The sequence below is a fragment of the Cohnella herbarum genome (assembly GCF_012849095.1).
GTDB classification, from domain to species: domain Bacteria; phylum Bacillota; class Bacilli; order Paenibacillales; family Paenibacillaceae; genus Cohnella; species Cohnella herbarum.
In genome coordinates, this window is record NZ_CP051680.1 from 3,054,360 (window position 1) to 3,074,164 (window position 19,805).

Here is a 19,805-nt window from a genome sequence, read left to right on the forward strand (position 1 = left end):
CATACCTATTTCCTCAAAAGTCGGCCTTGCGCGCGGTTTAGTACCGCCTCGCAATTACTGCTTAGGTCGACTTCTTTTAGGGAGTATTACTAGGCACTTTTTTAGTCTACTTCGCCGTAGTCGTCATTCAGCCTCACACTAAGTAACATTCTCCATGAATCGTTAGCCAACCTTCGGAGGGTGTAAGGTACTCTCAGTTTGTTTCGAGGTCGTCAGCCAACCTTCGGCAGCTGTAAGGTACTCTCAGTGCACTTCTCGGATCGTCAGCCAACCTTCGGCAGCTGTAAGGTACTCTCAGTGCGCTTCCCAGATAGTTAACCAACTTTCGGCAGCTGTAAGGTACTCTCAGTGCGCTTCCCAGATCGTCAGCCAACCTTCGGCAGCTGTAAGGTACTCTCAGTGCGCTTCCCGGATCGTCAGCCAACCTTCGGCAGCTGTAAGGTACTCTCAGTGCGCTTCCCAGATAGTTAACCAACTTTCGGCAGCTGTAAGGTACTCTCAGTGCGCTTCCCGGATCGTCAGCCAACCTTCGTCAGCTGTAAGGCACTCTCAGTGCGCTTCCCGGATCGTTAGCCGATAATTGGGCAGCTATAAGGTTCTCTTTCTGCTCTAATGGATTTGCCGTGGAGCTTTGCGACTAAGTACAGCCCATCGAATCTTTCCGTAATAGCGGCAAAAAAACTGCCGTTATTGTGCCTTGAAGATACAGATGCGACGAGGTAGCGGCAGAAAAAGCCGTTATCTCGTCGCATGGGGAGTTACGGGATAAATCAAAAACCCTCGACCTCATAAAAAAGCCCCTGACGGGGCGACCTCGCAACATTATATCATTTAAAAGGATGTTACGTACTACGCGATCAACACTTGGATTTCCATTTCTCCGATTCCATCCATAATGAGCGGAACGGCTAACGCTCGGCTTGCGCCCGTAGCGGAAGCGAAGTGAGTTCCCATGATCTTAGGAGGAGTGATGTCAACGTGAACGCCTTGATTGTATAGCATCGTGCTAGCGTTTCCGCTGATCATATTGCCTAATTCGGAAATGGCGCTCTTGCCCATATCGTCGATCTCGGTAATCGTATACCCGCCCATCATCGCCGAAATGATCCGTAACGCAACCGACTCGCTCAGTCCAAACACGATATCTCCGGTCATATGTCCCGTTAATCCGATTTGAATCCACACATGATTTTCCGCGAATTTAATGTCCCTGATCGATAATTGCCCGGTACTGGGACGGATTTGAACCATTTGTTCGATAACCATCCGCGCGGATTCCAAAAATGGGTTGATGTACTCAGCCTTCATGCCTGAACGACGCCCCTTGTCTACTTGGATTGAAACCGCTAGCCGTAACCATTTTATCCTATTATACTGAAATCATAGGTACAAGTACACTGATTTTTGTCAACGGAGGCGGAACTATGCCGAATATCTGGGCCCATATTCAGTTTGGTAAAGAAGTCTTAAGGGCTATTCATGCAGTTCAATATATGGAAAATCAAAAATGGAGAACGGCATTTCAGCTCGGTTGCCAAGGTCCCGATTTCCTCTTTTACGATCATTATCTGCCATGGCAAGCCTCAACGCCACTAAACAAGCTGGGCTCGTTGCTGCACAATCTGCATTGCGGCCCCTTCCTGCTCTCTTTATTCGAAGAAGCGAGAGTCCGACCGTTAACGGACCCCGCAGTCGCTTATACGATAGGTTTTCTGCTCCATCATGTGCTCGATAGGCACCTTCATCCTTTCGTATTCAGCCGCTCCGGTTTCAAGAAATGGCATCATCAACGGTTCGAGACCGCTATGGATTCCGCTATCCTCATGCAACGCGCAAATCTCCATACCGGAAAAACCCCGGTCGCTCCCGAGATCGATACGGAAGGAAGGTTGCCCGGCGGGTTCGCTTCCGATTTCCTTCGGATTTCGGCGATACATTACCCGATAGTCTCGAAACTGATTACGGCCGATCAACTCGACCAAGCCGTCGCTCAGATGATTCAAGCGCAGAAATTGTTTTTCGATCCGACCGGATGGAAAGGACGACTCGTCTTCGGGCAACTCGCCCCCTTCTCCCCTCCGCTCCGTATTCCCGACTGGGATGTGCTGAATGAAAAACGTCTGCCCTGGATCGACCCGACCGACCGCACGATACTCCATCGCGAAAGCGCGATAGAGCTCTGGGAGTTGGCACTGGAGGACGGTATCGCAACCACGGCTGCAGGGATCGCTTGGCTCGAAGCCGGCCCGAACGAAGAAGCAGCCTTGCTGAAGGATAAGTTCAGCGGGCTGCTTCGGAATATTTCGTATGAAACCGGTCTTCCGTGCGAAGCAGGCAAGATTACTTTCGCGGATTCCGTAGTTCCAAGTTAACTCGATCACGATCCCGATTCCAATCGCTTTACCCCGGTCAATACTGCGTAGCTTCCCGTTCTCCCTTGACAAGGTTCACCAACGTCAGCAATAGGATTCCAGCTAAGAAGAAGAAAGCGACGGCGAGCAGAGCCGAACGGCTCGAGTCGCTCACGAGCTTAACGATTCCGAACACGAGCGGACCTCCGAAGGAGAAGAAACGGCTCGTGAAGCTGAGGAATCCGTTAAACTCCGCCGTCCGTCCGGGAGGAATCAGCCTGCTGAAGATCGCTCTGGCAGTCGCCTGCGATCCGCCCTGCACGAGACCGACCAAGCAAGCTAAAATGAAGAAATGCATTGCGTTCGTCATGAAGTAACCCAGAATGACGATGATAAGATAGGTAATCAACGAGGCGTAGAGCATTTTCTTGCTTCCCCATTTTACCGCTAACTTCCCGAAGAGCAGCGTCGCCGGAAATCCGATAAATTGCGTCAGCAACAGAGCGGCGATTAAGTCGTCGTCCTTGATACCGATCGTCGTGCCGTAACTTGCCGCCATAACGATAATCGTATTGATTCCGTCGAAGAAGAACCAGTACGCGACCATGAATTTCATCAACTCAGGATATCGCTTGATCCGGGAGAACGTTTCTCCGAGACGTCGAGTTCCCGCCCTCAGAGTGGCAAATACGCTTCCCTCCCGGGCTAACCGAGTATCCTTAATACTTCGGAACAATGGCCACGAGAAGACGAACCACCAAATCCCCACCGTAACGAACGATATTTGCGAAGCGGCGGTTTTATCGGGTAACCCGATCGATTCCCAACCCAGGATCAATCCCAAATTGACCGCAAGCAGCACGCCGCCGCCCAAGTACCCCATCGAATATCCCCGGGCGCTCACCTTGTCCCGCTGAGCCGGAGAAGTAATATCGTTCAGCATGGCGTCATAGAACGTGTTCCCCGTACCGAAGCCGACCATGCCGATGACGACAAGAATCGAAGCCAGCCACATATCACCCGGTCCCACGAATGCCAATGCCGCGCTGGCAACCGCGCCAATGATACTGAAAACCCTTAGAAAAGCAGCTTTCCTGCCCGTATGATCCGCGATCGCCCCGAGCAGCGGCGACATAAGCGCGACGACGATCGCGGCAGCGGTTTGCGTAAAGCTCCAGCTGCCGTCCGTTCCGCCAGCGACGCTAATGAAATAGATCGGCATAACGGCTGCCATGATCGTCGTCGCAAAAGCAGAATTCGCCCAATCGTACATGACCCAGGCTTTTATTTGCTTGTTATCATCCATGGTCTACCGCCTCTTCTGCTGTTTAGCTGCGTTGCAGGTAACTTTCGACGGCAACCGTACCTTTTCCTTTAATGCGATAGCGGCTTTAACATTATTTAAGGAAGATAGACGTGTTACAGATTTTAAGCGTGTATCTGATTATGTAGGAACCGCTCACGCTAAAATGCCCAGAAAAAACGCAGTCGGTCGGCGTTCCAACCGTTGCGAATAATTCTGGGCATATGACTACTACTAAATCGTTATTTTCGGTCGTGGCCGCTCCCGAAATCCGTCAATTTCCCGGATCTCGCGTCGTCGAGCAATTGTTGCAGCCATTCCCTTTCCGTTTCGCTGAATCGCAATGCGCCTTGAATAAATCGAACGGACCCTCGAGGCAGCCACCCTCCTTTAAGCTCCAATACTCCCCTAAGATGCTCGATCGTATTTTCGCAAGCTTCCAACCGTTTCTCGATCAATGATCCCATAAGGGCATTGTCGGCATGCCTCGCGAACGCTAGGGGCATGAACATAGGATGCAGCGGATAGAATTCCTGATCCATTTCATTGTAGATCAGTTTCCGAAGAACCGTCTTCCCCTGTTCCGTTATTCGATAGATGACTTTGTCCGGACGATTGTCTCCTTGGACGGGAATCGTTTCCGCCACTTCGATTAATCCTTCATCCCTTAACTGATCGACCGCGTAATACAATGATCCGTCTTTGATCTTAAAGGCATGGTGCCAATTCCTCGCCTTGATCGTTTGCCTAATTTCATAAGGGTGCCGATTGCATTCGCTTAATAGACCGAGGATCAATAGCTTCATGGACATGGGAATTTAGCCTCCATGAAAAGATGGCTCCGGCTTGCCGGCTGCGTCCCCTTTCAAACCTGGATCGCCCTTCTGCCCGGACGAATCTTGCTGACCCGACTGACCATGCGAACCCGCCCCAAGTTTCCCCTTCTCCATCCTCGCGCTTCCCATAAGCAACACGAACACCAAAGCCAACGCCGGTAACAAGACCGACCATTGAAAAATGTAAATAATCGAATCGGCGAGTTTGCCGAGAAGCGCGTTTACGGCGTCCGGCGACAATCCCATCTTAGCCTGCAAAGCCGGATCGAGCAGCGCCTGCCCTCCCTTGATCTGCGCGGCCATTTCCGGATTCAGATTGGGCAGTTCTTGAATGCCTTGCTGAAATTCGTGCTTCTGAAGCGTTCCGAATACTGTCACGCCTAGAGCGGAACCGATCGTTCGGAAAAACGTGATTAAAGACGATGCCGAACCCTTATACTGCGGAGGAACGGAGTTGAGCGTAGAAATATTAAGCAGCGAGAAGGACACTCCCATTCCCAGCCCGATAATGACCATGAATAACGTGATCGTCAAACGACTCGTTTCCCTGTCCATAACAAAACCGAGCAAGTAGGAACCGACCAGCAAGGTGAGCGCCGATACGAGCATCACGTCCCGGTATCTGAACCGAGTCGCGAATCTGCCCCCGAGCTGGCTGCTCAAGACGACCCCGAGCATCATCGGCGTTAGAACGGTACTCGTTTCCGTGGCCGTCTTATGGAACACGCCTTGGATGAAAATCGGAATGTAAGACGCGCCCGCAATCATGACGCCTCCGTATAAGAGGCTGATCGCCATGCTGCTCGTGAATAACCGCTTCTGAAACAGACTAAGTTTAATGATAGGATCTTTGGCTTTCTTCTCAGCTAGCAAGAATAAGACGAACAAGATCGCCGATCCCGCGAACAACGAGATCGTTTTCGCCGAATCCCATGCCCAGCCTTCGGTGCCTCCCAGCTCCAGTCCGAACATGAGGCACAGAATCGTACCGGTCAACAAAATCGCGCCCGCCCAGTCGATCACTTGTTTCCTGCTTACTTTCGTTTCGTGGTAAGCCCTCGCAATGAAATAAATCGCGAGCAGTCCGATCGGTACGTTGATGTAGAAGATCCAGCGCCAGCTCAAATGATCCGTAATCGCGCCGCCCATGATCGGACCGAATACGCTCGATATGCCGAACACGGCTCCGAATAAACCCATCATTTTGCCCCGTTTTTCAGCCGGGAACAGATCGAAAATAATCGTGAACACGATCGGCATCAATGCCCCGCCGCCGATCCCTTGAATCGCTCGATAGATGATCAATTGATCCATGTTCTGCGCGGTTCCGCAAAGAATCGATCCTCCGAGGAACAAGATCAGTCCCATGAGGAAGAAATTTTTCCGTCCGTACATATCGGATAGCTTACCGAATATCGGCGTAGATACGACCATAGCGATCATGTAAGCCGAATATACCCAGATGAAGCTCTCCAATCCTCCGAGTTTCTTAATGATCGTCGTCATCGCCGTCGATACGATCGTCTGATCTAATGCAGCCATGAATAGGCCGAGTAGTAAACCGGCTACGACGAGGTTCGTATTGCTCTTTTTCGCATCCATTGCCAATCAACTCCTTCACTGTGTCCGAAGTATCCATATTTCCCATCGGATTGGATATCTCATTCGATATTATACTCAAATTTGAGTAACTTTCAACCCTTTGCGACGGAAGAAATAATCCCCTATAATGAAAACAACGACAAATCCTTTTTATACGATCTATTAGATGTGATAAATTTATTCAATGCAAAGGAGGCGACGAGATGAACATGAGCCAACTGGAGACGTTAGTCACCATATCCAAGACGCTGAGCTTCCGCAAAGCCGGCGAACTGCTCAACTTGACGCAACCTGCGGTATCCGCCCAAATCAAGAGCTTGGAAGACGAATTCAAAGCGATTCTGGTCGACCGCAATCATCCGGTAACCTTAACGGACCGCGGCCAAGTTTTCCTGGATCATGCCGAACAAATATTAGCCATCGTGGAACAATTAAAGCAGAAGCTGTCCGACTTGAACGAAGTGCCTCAAGGCCACATTATCCTCGGAACGACGACATCGATCGCGATTCAAATTTTGCCCAGGGTGCTATCCTATTTTCAGAATCAATTCCCCCTGATCAAAACGAGCATCTTATCGATGAATTCCACTCAAGTGCTTTCCAGCGTCGAGAATGGCACTATCGATGTCGGCATCGGTTACTTAACGGACAGAAGCCCGCAGGTAGAAACTTCCGTGCTCTACTACGATACCTTCGAATTCGTCGTCGCTCCGCAACATCGGCTAGCCTCCTCCAACCGGATTACGATTAACATGCTCAAAGATATTCCGCTCATCCTCTTATCGCCGGATACGCTCGGTCGCCGTTTCACGGACCGCGTCTTCAAGGAATACGGACTAGAACCGAATATCGTCATGGAGCTCGGAAGCAGCGAAGAAGTCAAGCGAATGGTGGAGCTTAACATGGGAGCCGCTATCGTCTCCAAGCAATCCATCGCGGGAGAATTACGACGAGGAACGCTTAAAATGATCCCCGTTAACGAGCTCGAAGTCAGCCACCCCGTCGGCGTCATGACCAAATCGGGCCGTTACGTCAACAGCGCCATGCGGCAGTTTTTGAACGATTTGAAAGGCATGCCGGAAGATCAGTTTATCGGTAGCGAATAAAGGAGAACGAGGAGAGATCATATGAAGTTCGATTTGCATACGCACCACGACAGATGCGGACACGCATCGGATAAGATCAAGGACTATATCGAAGCCGCCATCCAAGCGGGTTTTCAGGTTATCGGCATTTCCGACCACTCGCCTTATTTCGCTCACGAACTCGATCAGCCCCAACCCGGAATCGCGATGGCGCGAAGCGATTTCCCTAATTATATCGCCGAAGTTTTGCGTTTGAAGGAGCAGTATCAAGATCGGATCGAAGTTCTGCTCGGCGTCGAATCCGATTTCTATATCGATCAGATCGAGTTGTACCGTTCCTCCTACGAACCCTATCCGTTCGACTACATTATCGGTTCCGTTCACCAAACGCGGGGAGTCAGCATATTTAACCGAACCAGGTGGAAAGGCAAAGACGATGCGGAACAACTCGACGAGAAAAAACACTATTACGAGCTTATTCGCGACTCCGCGAATAGCGGGTTGTTCCAGATTCTCGGCCATATCGACGCGATGAAAGGTTACTATCCCGGCTTTGCCGATATCCGCGGAGCCGAATCCGAAATCGACGAAGCTCTGAAAGCGGTAGCCGCCAACGATATTTCCATTGAAATCAACACGAGCGGCGGCACGAAAGATTGCGGAGGATGGTATCCTTCGGACGCCATTCTTGAGCGCGCCCTCCACTTCGGCGCGGACGTGACTTTCGGCTCGGACGCGCACGTGCCCTCTCGCGTAGGAGACGATTGGGAGCTCGTCCGGAAGCGGCTTCGCGAGATCGGCTTTAGCCGTTGGGTGTTTTTCCGGCAGAAACGGAAAGTTATCGTGCCGTTGTAAGCATAGGGGGGCTGTCCCATATTCGTGGGGCAGCCTTTTTGGTTTCGGGCGAAATAGCGGTGCTCAGCACCGTTGTTGCGGCCCGGGACGGGGTTTCGGGCGAAATAGCGGTGCTCTGCACCGTTGTTGCGGCCCGGGGCGGGGTTTCGGGCGAAATAGCGGTGCCTAGCACCGTTGTTGCAGCCTCGGGCGGGGTTTCGGGCGAAATAGCGGTGCCTAGCACCGTTGTTGCGGCCTCGGGCGGGATTTTGGGCGAAATAGCGGTGCTCAGCACCGTTGTTGCGGCCTGGGACGGGGTTTCGGGCGAAATAGCGGTGCTCTGCACCGTTGTTGCGGGCTGGGACCTGCGTGTTTCTTTTGCACGCAAAAAAAAGGAAGCCCGCCAACGGTGGCAGGCTTCAATCATATGAAAAAAGGGGGTCTTGTTAATTATAATATCCGACCTCTGCGACAAGGAGATCACAGAAATATTTCATTTGTGTAACAAATATCACTTTTCCCATATGAAATAGGGATATTCCGCGGTTATTTCAATGTTTATTCCGTGGTTATTCCAATGCTTATTCCGCAGTTATTCTAAGCTGATTCCACTGTTAATTCCACTGTTAATTCCACTGTTAATTCCACTGTTGTTCGATCTCCGGTTCAGTTTACCCACAAAGCATCTAAAGAATAGTCACCCGGTCCGATAAGCGCAACGGATACGGCAATGACGATAAGCACAAGGTTGAATTCATACCCGTTTTGCGTAACCCACAGTCCGTTTTTCCCATGTACCTTAACGATAGCCATTAACATCGTTACGATGATGAGCAAAGCAGCAAGCGGAGTAAACAACCCGAACGCGAACAAAAGTCCTCCGACGAGCTCAGCGAGTCCCGCCAGTAAGGCCATCGTGCGACCCGGCTTGATCCCGATCGATTCGAAAAATCCCCCCGTACCCGCCAAGCCGTGTCCTCCGAACCAACCAGCCAATTTCTGCATCGCGTGCCCCGCGAACAATAATCCGATAATGACTCTAAGCAACAATAATCCCCATTCCATTCTAACCCACGCCTCTCGATTTGTTTTAGCATCAACCTGTCGTTCTGCTGGTTCCCAGTGTAATTTACTTTACTTACTTTTGTCAAGTAACTATTTATTATTAAGTAAATAGAGTTATTACTTACTTTTCTGAAGTGTGTATGTTAAAATGAGAACAAAGGAGGAGTCGGTATGGACTATTCCAAAATGTGCCCCAAATACGAATCGGCAGCAGAGTTACTGGGCAAAAAATGGACGGGTCTCATTATCCGGGTCATGCTCGGAGGTCCCAAACGGTTTAAGGATATTAAAGAGCAAATTCCCGAAATGAGCGATAAAATGCTAACCGATCGCATGAAAGAGCTTGAAGCGGCGGGAATTCTCACACGAACCGTATATCCGGAAATGCCGGTGCGAATTGAATACGAGTTAACCGAAAAAGGCAGACAATTGGAGGAAGTCATTCATTCCATCCAAAACTGGGGCGAACAGTGGATGTAAACCGGTGAACCCCTGAAGACGCGAAAGAACCTCCCTACCCGCTCAACTGCAGCGGATCTGGAGGTTCTTTTTTAGGTTCTTTTTTAGGTTCTTTTTAAGCTTCTTTCACCTGAATGACGTTGTTGAATGTTTCCGTTCCGGATATCCAACGGATCCATGCCGCGTAATAACCAACAAGCTTTCTCATGAGAAACGGCATTGATATTAGAAGAATGGCGCCCAATCCGGCGTTAAACCAAGAGCGTTGGTAACTCGACCATTCCGGGAATAGCCAGTTCATGAACCAATCCTTGGCGAATAAATCGAACGAGAAATATTGGGTGCTGACGAGTTCGGCTAACGGTGATAACGTCAATCCTATCCCTACCGCGGGAATGAGAATCGCAAAGACGAATGCGAGGATCGAAACGGGAAATTGGAATAACCCGTATACCAAGTTCCAATAAGCTTGCTTGTTCCCTAGAATACTCGCCCAGCCTCGCCAATTTCTAAGTCTCTCGTCTTTCGCGAAGTCCCCGAGCTTCGCTCCTTCCGGTTGCGGAGTGGTTGCCGCTTCGCGATGATCCAACTCGGCCAGAAGCTTGCGATCCATGTTTAGAATTCGTTCGCAACCTATAATCATGCCGGCGAGGAGCGGCAATCCGACGACGAATATAGCCAGCGGAAGCCCGACGCTTAGTCCGGCAACCGTGATTATGAAAGCTCCGATCCCTCGCGGCAAGGAGCTTATTAAGATGATCCAAGCTTGATACACTTTCATTTTCTTCATGATGTCCTCCTCGGCTTTCCATTGCTACCCTCATGGTAAACGAAGAAAGGAAATAATGCCCTTGGCTAATGAACGGTATCCGACTGGACTAAAGTCTAGCTTTGTTTAAACCGATTACCCGCTTCTCTCCGCCTAAACTCGCAAATTATCGGTATTTTCATAGACCATTCATCCTAATTTCAAGTCGTTTACAACTTAGAAACATGTCGATATATTACGGAAACATCTCTCTCCTATTCTTGTAATCAGACGAAAGTTCTGAAGGAGAGATAGAGAATGAAAAAGAGCGTTGTCATCATCGCGATAATAGGAGCCATCATCATCGCCGGTTTGTGGTCACAAGTAAATGCGAACAAAACGCCCATTACGGAGCAGCCATCGAATATTCCGTCGAACGAGCCGGAGGTAACCCCGACTCCTTCGCCCTCTAATACCGATAAACCGTCTAATGCAACCGAAACGCCCGAGCCGTCCGAGTCGACTAAACCATCTGCAACTAAACCGTCCGAACCCAAGCCTTCTCCTAAACCGACGGAAATAGTCGAACCGCCGCTTAAAGAAACGGAAATTTTCGCATTACTTGCGAACAGTTTGCCCGAATCGACGATCGAAAGCAACAAAGACGGCCTTGCCGTCGTTACAAATACGAACAGCCTGTATATTCTTGTAAACAAAAAGCGCAATTTGCCTTCCGATTACGTTCCTAATGATTTGATCGTCCCGGATGTCCCGTTCTCTTTCTCGGGAAATTCTCCGAAAAAACAAATGCGCAAAGAGGCCGCCAACGCCTTGGAGTCGCTATTCGAAGCAGCCGAGGACGACGGCATATCGCTAAAAGCCGTATCCGGATATCGTTCATACGCCACTCAGAAGGGAATTTTCGACAATAACGCCAAAAACAAGGGCGAAGAAGTCGCGAACCGTACGAGCGCCCGCCCCGGTCAAAGCGAACATCAAACCGGACTGGCCATGGATATATCGAGCGCTAGCGTCGGATACGCGCTGGAAGAAAGCTTCGGCGAGACGAAGGAAGGGAAATGGCTGGCCAAACATGCCGTCGACCATGGGTTTATTATCCGATTCCTGAAGGGTAAAGAATCGATAACCGGATATTCCTACGAGCCTTGGCACGTTCGTTATGTTGGAAAAGATGTCGCTAAGGACATAACTAAGAAGAACGTGACGTTCGAGCAATACTTGGAAGACGTCGCCGCAGCCGTTAATCAGAAAGCATAATCCAAAACATCGGGTGACTGAATGAACAAACGCATACTCATTGCCGACGACGAGCCCGGAATCGCAAACCCGATCTCCTATGCCTTCCTTAAGGAAGGCTACGAAGTGGAAACCGTTTACGACGGACAAGCCGCTTTGGACAAAGCGCTCAGCTTTAAGCCGCATGTCATCGTGCTGGATGTCATGATGCCTAAGCTTAACGGATACGAGGTTTGCCGCAAGCTGAACGACCGATCCAACATGGGCATCATCCTGCTCACCGTCAAGAACGATATCGTAGATAAAATCGTCGGCCTCGAAATGGGCGCTGACGATTATATGACCAAGCCCTTTGACCTGCGCGAACTTCTGGCAAGGGTCAAAGCGCTTGTCCGTCGTCTGGAGAAAAAAGAACCCGACGCCGAAACGATTGCCGTTGGCCAGTTAGCGGTTCATCTGAAGCAGCGAACGGTGTTCGTGGAAGACGCGCAAGTGGATTTGACGCCGAAGGAATTCGATTTGCTCGTCCTTCTGCTCTTGCACCCGGAACGGGTATATACCCGCGACGAACTGCTCGATGCCGTATGGGGCATGGAGTACGCGGCGGGCACTAGAACCGTCGACATTCATATGCAGAGGTTACGCAAGAAACTGGGCGATTCCGGCCAACGTTTGCTTCACACCGTATTCGGCGTCGGGTATAAATCGGTCGGTCTCGAACCATGAAATCGATCAGCATCAAGATCAAATTCAGCCTCTTTCTCGCCGTTCTCTTGTTTCTCACTGTCTTGGTTCTGAGCATATTCGTCCTTAAGGGAATTAAGGATCACCAGCAGCTCAGAATCGAACGAGAGCTATTGCAACAAACCAGAATCGCCAACCTAAGCATAAAACAAGCCTATCTAACTTCGCCGCCCATTGACGCGCAGAGGTTCCTGCAAGCTCGCGGCCAGCAATTCGCCATGGATTTGGCCGTATACACCGGGTTACACGTCGTATTGTACGATAGCGATGGCAAGAAGGTCGGGGATTCCGTCCCCCTCAGTTCGTCTTACGAAGTGAACAATGCATTATCTTTCGCGCTGCAAGGGAAAATCGCCTACCAGTATGAAGAGCAGTCTCTGCTTTATCTGACTCCCATGCAAGGGCCCGGAGAGCAGATGGGCGTCATTCAATTTCAATATTCATTGCTGAACGACATTCGATTCTACGACACGATCTTGGGTCTTTTCCAATTCACGGGCGCGGCCGTTCTTGCCATCAGCTTCATTCTCGGTTATCTCTATTTCAAGCGAGCGGGATCGGCGATCGTTACGCTTAATCATGCTGCGGAACGTATTCGCAAAGGGCAGTTTTTGCAGGTCTCCCCGATTAAGAGAAACGATGAGCTCGGTCAGCTAAGTCAGAGCATCACCTACATGAGTAAAGAAATTCAGAACAGCATGGCGACTATGAAGGCGGAAGAGAAGAAGCTGCGTTTAGCCGTCGACAAGTTGCAGAAGCTCGAACAACAGCAAAGACAATTCATCGGGAATATCAGCCACGAATTCAAGACTCCGCTCACCTCCATTAAAGCCTATTCCGAGCTCATGGAGATTTATCCGGACGACGGCGCATTGCAAGAGGATGCGGTCTATCACATTCGGCTTGAAACGGATCGGCTCACGGATATGGTGGAGAAAATCTTGCGGCTTGCCGCCCTGGAAAAATACGATTTCGAATTCCAAGCGGAGCAAGTTCAAGTTCGGGAACTGCTAGCGGATCTAGTCGGGCGGATGAAAGCGAAAGCGGAACGATTCGGCGTTACCCTCGTTTCGCGGCTTAATGACGTCACCATATGGGCGGATCGCGAGAGCATGGTGCACATCCTCGTTAATCTGCTCGATAATGCGATTAAATACAACCTCTCCGGAGGATATGTTTACATTAGCAACCGAATCGAAGTAAATAAGGCCGTCATCGAGATCGAGGATACGGGCATCGGCATACCCGAGGAATTCCGAACCAAAATATTCGAGCCTTTCTACACGGTCAACAAAGACCGGTCAAGAGAAAGCGGAGGAACCGGACTCGGGCTCGCGCTCGTTAAGCAATTGGTCGAAAAACATAATGGGACAATCGAGCTAATATCGAGCGAAACCGGTTCGTCTTTCCGATTAGCGTTCCCCCTTTTCCATTCGCAACGTAACGAGGAGGAGCATCTATGAGATCTTATTCTCGCAAAACCCGGCACTCCCGAGGAGCACCTAAGCGCCGCTTGCTATCCTCAATCCTTACGAGGATAACGACGGGAGCAATATGCGCTTCTATGCTCGTGCTGGTCGGCTGTCAGCAGCAACAAACCTCCGACAGAGACACTGTGCAAATCGCCGGCAAAGCGATTACCGTCCTGGACAATCCGGAGTTGACCTCCTACGACAAGTCGGAGACCAATACTTTAGTTCGTTTAGTCGATGTTCGAGGATTGGACTGGCTCAGCGAAGAGCAAATCATTATCGACCGGGAAAATCGCGATTTCAAACCGGAGCACATCGAAGGTTCGGATTGGTATCCTCACAATCTTTACGTCCATACCTTGTCCACGGCTGCTCAAGTCCCTCTTCTTCCTGCCAACGAGAATCAAGGATTCGCCTTGGCAAGTCCCGACAGAACCCGGATTTTCTACAAAACGTTCTCCTTGCAGAGCAACACCGGTCAAGGCCATTTTCTTGATCTCGCAACCGGCAAAACCGCTTCTTTCACGGAAGCGGATGCGATGGATAATCAAAATGGGCGTTGGATGGATAACGAATCCGTCGTATTCGCTACGATCGACGGAAAAGCGTACGTAGCGGATGTAGGTAACGATAGGCCTCGCTTGGTTGCGGACACCGCCATTCCGTTCCCCAACAATGTTGCCTTCTTGAACGAAAGGGTTTATTTCACGTCTCTGAAAGGCACATTGCTCACCAGCCCGCAAGAAAATACGGTCGTTACCGCACAATTCACCAACGTGATTTGGATGGTGCCTTCCCCCGACGAACAGCGTCTGGCTATCGTCCGCAAACTAAGCAACGGCGGCGAAATGGAGCTTATCATTACGGATCTTGAAGGAAATGTTCTCCAAGCGATCGCGCAAGACTCCCAGATTTACGGAACCGCATGGTCCCCGGACGGAAAAAAACTCGCCTACGCGGGCATTACGCCAAGCGGTACGGTCCGCGGAGTATACGTTGCCGATACTTCGACCGGCTTATCCAACACGTTATCCTTGGACGTCAAATTTATCGCGGATCCTCTACGCTGGAATCCCTCCAGCAATCGTCTCATGGTAACCTCCACGCAGCCCGATGAACAAAAAAACCGAAATCAATTTATAACCTATCTCGTCAGAATCAGTTAATATAGAGGTTACATTATGACTGGATAGGGGAAGACGACAGATGAAACCGATCCGCGTGTTGATTTTGGATGACGAAATATTGGCTATCGAACATATTCGAAGCTTGGTGCCTTGGGAGGAATTGGGGTTTGAGATTAGCTGCGTAGCTACCCATCCCCTCAAGGCGTTATCTCTCGTAGAGCAGTTCCGCCCTCAACTGATTATCGTCGATATCAAAATGCCCGTCATGGACGGGCTTGAATTTTGCAAACGCGTCCTAGCCACCGCGGCCGAACACCATAAACCCCAAATCGTTTTATTATCCTCCTACAAAGAATTCGATTACGCGAAGGAAGCTATACAACTCGGCTTGTCCAACTACTGGATTAAACATGAATTGCAGACCGATTACTTAACTCGCGAGTTGACGTTACTCAAGGAAGTAATCGAGGGCGACTTGCAAAAGCAAGCCGCTTCGCGCAGATCGTTGCTCGGAGAGTTGTTAAGCGGTAGGCCGGTCACGCAAGAGCAGTGGCAGTCGGTAGCCGAAGCTTACTCGGAGTCAGACTTCTTTCAGTTGGTCTTAGTTCAACAAGATCGGCCATTCCCCCTCTTAACCGCGATGTCGAATATCGGCTCTCCGATCCCGCCGGCGTTCGAACCGGTGCAGGTCGAACTCGAGGACGAGTCGTTGCTCGCGTCGATCCCTATTCGCAAGTCCCAATTCGCATTTTTATTTATCGCCCCAGGGATTCGAAGCGAACATAAGCTGTGGGACCGAGCCCACGAGAATGCCATGCTGGCTCGACGCACGGTCGAGGATCAAGCCGGCGGAACGGCATCCGTCGTTGTCTCCCACGATATATCCGATTGGAGGAGCATTCCAAGCCACTTTCACGAAGCTAACGTTTGGTTATCCTGTTCCGTATTTTACGGTCCACGGTTTCTCTATCGCTTACAGGATCGGCAAAACTACAAACCGATCCGGTTCATCGCGGATCAAGCGATGAAGGTCATTACCGAAAAAATGAAAACGTTTCAATTCGAAGAAATCCCCTCTCTGCTCTCAAGTCTATTTTCCGAAGCTTTGGCTGCTAAAGATCTGATAGGCTTTACCGACATGTGCAAGCAACTTGTTTCCTTACTCGAACAAAGCAGAGAAACGTTAAACTTGCCTTCGTTGGAGCAGTTATGGATGAGGAATGAAATCGACGCCTCGTTATGGACCTCCTTGGACGGCATCCAAGATTGGTTTATCGCCGAATACCGCTTTTTATCGAAGTCATCCGTTTCTTTCGGCACGTATTCCAGAAAAGTGATTCAAGCTCTAGAGTATATCCGCAAAAACTTTTCCGAGGACGTCGGAGCTCAAGAAATCGCCGATCACATCGGCATCAGCCGCGATCACCTGCGTCACCTGTTCAAGGAAGAAACCGGGCAAACGGTATTGGACGCTCTGACGGCCGTTCGGATCGATCAATCTAAAGCGATGCTGGAAGAGGGAAAATACAAAATATACGAGATCGCGGAGCTCGTAGGCTATCGGAACAGCCAATACTTCAGCCAAGTATTCCGCAAATCGACGGGAATGACTCCGCTCGAGTACGTGGAAAGGAAACGGTGAGCAAGCGATGCGCATGAAAATCAGATCGAAAATCATCGCCAGCACGGCGCTCGTCGTATCCGTCACTTTAATGCTTAGCGGATTTTTTATTTACGATTACGCCAAGAACATCATCCGGGAGCAATCGATCAAGGACAGCCGGACGAAGCTGGCGCAAATCTCCTTCCAGCTCAAGAAAGTTCAGGAGCAGGTAACGAAAACGGCGGAATACATCGTATCGGACGAGGAAATCGGTTCGCTCGTCTACGCGCCTCCAAGCCCTTCGTTGGAGGAGAATTATTTTCGCAAGCAAGCCGTACAGGAGAAGCTCAAACGGTTCGCCGCTTTGAACCATTACGTCCAGAACATTATTATCGTAAGGCCGGACCAAGAAACCTTCTCCAACAATAGCGGCTACGAGGATTATTTCGCCGAATACTTGAAGCAGCATTGGTTCGTGGATCGGATCGAAGATCGCAGCGGCTTCTCTGCGCCTCATCAATTTTTCTATATCGGAAGCAACCGCCAAGTATTCAGTTATATTCTAAAATACCGCCCGATCGGGGATAACGTTTCTCCTTACAGCTATTTGGTATTGGATGTCGCCTACTCGGAAATCGACAATGCGTTCCTGCAAAGCGCCGGCGACTTCGAACAAATCAGACTGACCACGGGATCGGGCAAATTGTTATACGAAAGCCATTCCGGTCTCTCCTCGGATGACCATGCATTTATGAATACCGTGTCCTTGTCGGAAAGGAACTTCAGGGAGGATGCTAAAAGGATCGCGTTAACCGACTCTTCCATGAATCAAGGCTGGAATCAAGTCGCGTTATTGTCGAAAGACAGGCTGTTCGAGAAAATCAATCGCGTTTTCTATTTTTACATTCTGATCATCCTATCCGCCATCGGACTTAGCTTGGTCGTTATGCTGCCGATCATTCTAAGCTTAACGAAGCCGCTTTCCCGGTTGACCCAAGCGATGAAACGGGTGGCCGTAGGGGATTTGAACACGAGCGTATCCATTCATAGCGGAGACGAGTTGGAAATCCTCGGGACAGGCTTTAACCGAATGGTTCACGACTTGAAATCTCATATCGAATCCTCTATTCGAGACCAAGACATGAGACGCAAAATGCAAATCGACCTGTTGATGGCGCAAATCAATCCCCATTTTCTGTACAACACGCTGAATACGGTTATTTACTTGTGCCATGCGGGTCGGAACGTTCAAGCCGCCGAGATGACCCAAGCTTTAATCGCTATTCTTCAGGATACGATCAAAACCGGGGACGGGGCCGAATTCGCGACGCTTAAGGAAGAACGCCGAATCGTGGATAAATACGCGATCATCCAACAAACCCGCTATCCGGATCGCTTTTGCATAGAGTGGCAAGCGGATGAACAGTTATGGGATTCCCAAGTTCCGCGGATGCTTCTTCAGCCTCTTGTCGAAAACGCCATTATGCACGGGTTATTTCCTTCCGATCGTGAAGACGGACGAATTACGATCAGAGCTTATGAAGCTCATAACCAAATCGTATTGGAAGTCGAAGACAATGGAGTCGGCATAGTTGAAAATAGCGATCCGGGAATACCCGACTTATCGCTTTCCGTTCCCGAAAGAACCCGCGGTATCGGACTAGGCAATATCCGGGAACGTATTCAATTCCACTACGGCTCGTCATTCGGCGTCGAAATCGACCGCCCTGATGGACAAGGTACGCTCATTCGGATAAGGCTGCCGTTAAAATCGATCGATTAACCGGATCGCCGGATTTTATACAAAATAACCGTTTACCCTCGTTTTCCCGTTTAACCCTCGCTGTTAACATGAACAAGGTAAGCGTTTTCCACAAGATATACAGGAGGGGTTACTAGAATGAAGACAATCGGACTCAAGAAACGGGCGACCCTGCTCGCCTCGCTATCCTTGCTAGCCGTCTCGCTGGCAGCGTGCGGCAGCAACAATAACAATGCAGCACCATCGGCAACGACAAGCGCAATCAGCTCAAGCCCTGAGGCTAGCCAAGCGGCTAGCGCCAACCCGAACGACCTTAGCGGCACCGTGAAAATCTGGGATTGGGACGAAACGTTCCAAAAAGGCATGATTCCCGAATTCAACAAAAAATACCCGAACATCAAAGTCGAAGTCACCGTCGTTAACCCGAACGATTACTTGCAGAAGCTGCAAAGCGGTATCGCTTCCGGCTCCGACGTTCCGGACATCATTCTTGGCGAATCCGCATACCGCGGCAAACTGTTCGATCTAGGCGTGCTCGATAACCTTGAGAACGCTCCTTACAACTTCGAAAAAAGCTCGGTGCTTGATTTTACCGTTCCTTACCTGCAGAACCCCAAAGGCGAATTAATCGCCATCGACCAAGCGATTACGCCTGCCGGCTTCGCATACCGCCGCGACCTTGCTAAAGAATATTGGGGAACGGACGATCCTGCCGAGCTCGAGAAGCTGATCTCCTCTTGGGATGCTTTTATCGCTAAAGGACAAGAGCTGAAAGAGAAAAGCGGGGGCAAAGTGCTGATGTTCCCGGGATTGGGCGATGCTTTTATCGTGCTTCGCGGACAAAACTTCAACTCCTACGTTAACGGAACCGAAGTAGACCTAACGACCAAACTTCAAAAACCGCTCGAAACGCTGTTCAAAATGAGAGACGCAGGCATTCTTGGCAAGAACGAGCTTTGGACTCCGGCATGGTCCGCGTCGATGGCGAAAGGCCAATTCATGTTCTACCCGATGGGACCTTGGGGACCGAAATGGCACATTTCCGCCAACGATCCGGAAGGCAGCGGCAAATGGGGGCTCGTGAAAGCGCCGGAAGGCGGATTTACGCGCGGCGGAACCGCGATCGGTATTTACAAAGACAGCAAAGTCAAAGAAGCTGCTTGGGCATTCATGCAATTCGCTTACTTGTCCGATGAAGGCTCGGCTTATAATTTCAAAACGTTCGGCAACATGACGGGCTCCAAAGCGTTCTACGAGAACGAAAAAGCGCTGATTGAAGCTCCTGGAGCTTACGATGAATTTTTCGGCGGACAAAACCTCGCGAAGTACTTCATCGAAAACATCGTTCCCGACATGAAGGGCGAAGCGCAATCCAAGTACGATTCCGTCGTAGATAGCGTATTCAATGCGCTTTATCCATTGTGGACCAAGGACACTTCCATCACTGCGGACGCCGCTTTGCAGAAGTTCATCACGGAAGTGAAGAACAAAGCAACCGACGCCACCGTGAAATAAAAACTTGCATAAACGAGGGATGAACGTGAATTCGGAACGCAC

Annotated in this window: 18 protein-coding genes; 12 read left to right on the plus strand and 6 right to left on the minus strand. The window is 50.2% G+C overall.

The window, feature by feature from the left end; all coding sequences use genetic code 11:
- Positions 1–849 precede the first annotated feature (849 nt).
- On the minus strand, positions 850–1,308 hold the full coding sequence (locus HH215_RS13485; protein WP_169280386.1) for a chemotaxis protein CheX: 459 nt from the start codon (positions 1,306–1,308) through the stop codon (positions 850–852).
- Positions 1,309–1,424: 116 nt separating this feature from the next.
- On the opposite strand from HH215_RS13485, the gene HH215_RS13490 reads away from it, so the two are divergent.
- Positions 1,425–2,372: a zinc dependent phospholipase C family protein gene (locus tag HH215_RS13490; protein ID WP_169280387.1), complete on the plus strand. Its 948-nt coding sequence runs from the start codon at positions 1,425–1,427 to the stop codon at positions 2,370–2,372.
- Positions 2,373–2,409: 37 nt separating this feature from the next.
- On the opposite strand, the gene HH215_RS13495 is transcribed toward HH215_RS13490, so the two are convergent.
- From HH215_RS13495 to HH215_RS13505, 3 genes are all read right to left on the minus strand, one after another.
- Positions 2,410–3,657: an MFS transporter gene (locus tag HH215_RS13495; RefSeq protein WP_169280388.1), complete on the minus strand. Its 1,248-nt coding sequence runs from the start codon at positions 3,655–3,657 to the stop codon at positions 2,410–2,412.
- Between the two features lie 239 nt (positions 3,658–3,896).
- Positions 3,897–4,466, minus strand: coding sequence for a PadR family transcriptional regulator (locus HH215_RS13500; RefSeq protein WP_169280389.1), 570 nt, complete (start codon positions 4,464–4,466; stop codon positions 3,897–3,899).
- A gap of 6 nt (positions 4,467–4,472) precedes the next feature.
- Positions 4,473–6,092: an MDR family MFS transporter gene (locus tag HH215_RS13505; protein ID WP_169280390.1), complete on the minus strand. Its 1,620-nt coding sequence runs from the start codon at positions 6,090–6,092 to the stop codon at positions 4,473–4,475.
- A 203-nt stretch (positions 6,093–6,295) separates the two neighbouring features.
- On the opposite strand from HH215_RS13505, the gene HH215_RS13510 reads away from it, so the two are divergent.
- From HH215_RS13510 to HH215_RS13520, 3 genes are read left to right on the plus strand one after another with little or no spacing between them, the layout of a single operon-like run.
- Positions 6,296–7,198, plus strand: a complete 903-nt coding sequence (locus HH215_RS13510) for a LysR family transcriptional regulator (RefSeq protein WP_169280391.1) — start codon at positions 6,296–6,298, stop codon at positions 7,196–7,198.
- A gap of 21 nt (positions 7,199–7,219) precedes the next feature.
- Positions 7,220–8,032, plus strand: coding sequence for a histidinol-phosphatase (locus HH215_RS13515; RefSeq protein WP_169280392.1), 813 nt, complete (start codon positions 7,220–7,222; stop codon positions 8,030–8,032).
- Positions 8,033–8,070: 38 nt separating this feature from the next.
- Positions 8,071–8,442 (plus strand): hypothetical protein, encoded by a 372-nt coding sequence (locus HH215_RS13520; RefSeq protein ID WP_169280393.1) that lies wholly within the window; start codon positions 8,071–8,073, stop codon positions 8,440–8,442.
- Positions 8,443–8,677: 235 nt separating this feature from the next.
- On the opposite strand, the gene HH215_RS13525 is transcribed toward HH215_RS13520, so the two are convergent.
- Positions 8,678–9,076 carry a DoxX family protein gene (locus tag HH215_RS13525; protein WP_169280394.1) on the minus strand — a complete coding sequence of 133 codons (399 nt, stop codon included), beginning with the start codon at positions 9,074–9,076 and terminating at the stop codon, positions 8,678–8,680.
- Between the two features lie 171 nt (positions 9,077–9,247).
- Between HH215_RS13525 and HH215_RS13530 the strand changes: the two genes are divergently transcribed.
- The gene (locus HH215_RS13530; protein WP_169280395.1) at positions 9,248–9,556 is read left to right on the plus strand and encodes a winged helix-turn-helix transcriptional regulator; all 309 of its coding nucleotides are present in this window, start codon (positions 9,248–9,250) and stop codon (positions 9,554–9,556) included.
- Positions 9,557–9,650: 94 nt separating this feature from the next.
- Here the strand turns inward: HH215_RS13530 and HH215_RS13535 are convergent, their stop codons facing one another.
- Positions 9,651–10,325, minus strand: a complete 675-nt coding sequence (locus HH215_RS13535) for a sensor domain-containing protein (RefSeq protein WP_169280396.1) — start codon at positions 10,323–10,325, stop codon at positions 9,651–9,653.
- Between the two features lie 276 nt (positions 10,326–10,601).
- On the opposite strand from HH215_RS13535, the gene HH215_RS13540 reads away from it, so the two are divergent.
- From HH215_RS13540 to HH215_RS13570, 7 genes are all read left to right on the plus strand, one after another.
- Complete coding sequence (locus HH215_RS13540) at positions 10,602–11,561, plus strand: M15 family metallopeptidase (RefSeq protein WP_169280397.1); 960 nt, start codon at positions 10,602–10,604, stop codon at positions 11,559–11,561.
- A 21-nt stretch (positions 11,562–11,582) separates the two neighbouring features.
- Entirely contained in the window at positions 11,583–12,266 is a 684-nt protein-coding gene (locus tag HH215_RS13545; RefSeq protein ID WP_169280398.1) for a response regulator transcription factor, read from the plus strand.
- A complete protein-coding gene (locus HH215_RS13550; RefSeq protein WP_169280399.1) occupies positions 12,263–13,747 on the plus strand; it encodes a sensor histidine kinase in 1,485 nt (494 codons plus the stop codon). The genes HH215_RS13545 and HH215_RS13550 overlap by 4 nt, the downstream gene beginning before the upstream one ends.
- Positions 13,744–14,922: a TolB family protein gene (locus HH215_RS13555; RefSeq protein ID WP_169280400.1), complete on the plus strand. Its 1,179-nt coding sequence runs from the start codon at positions 13,744–13,746 to the stop codon at positions 14,920–14,922. Before HH215_RS13550 ends, HH215_RS13555 begins: the two co-directional genes overlap by 4 nt.
- A gap of 40 nt (positions 14,923–14,962) precedes the next feature.
- A complete protein-coding gene (locus HH215_RS13560; RefSeq protein WP_169280401.1) occupies positions 14,963–16,525 on the plus strand; it encodes a response regulator transcription factor in 1,563 nt (520 codons plus the stop codon).
- 13 nt (positions 16,526–16,538) lie between these two features.
- The gene (locus tag HH215_RS13565) at positions 16,539–18,269 is read left to right on the plus strand and encodes a sensor histidine kinase (RefSeq protein WP_169280402.1); all 1,731 of its coding nucleotides are present in this window, start codon (positions 16,539–16,541) and stop codon (positions 18,267–18,269) included.
- 117 nt (positions 18,270–18,386) lie between these two features.
- A complete protein-coding gene (locus HH215_RS13570) occupies positions 18,387–19,763 on the plus strand; it encodes an ABC transporter substrate-binding protein (RefSeq protein WP_169280403.1) in 1,377 nt (458 codons plus the stop codon).
- Positions 19,764–19,805 lie beyond the last annotated feature (42 nt).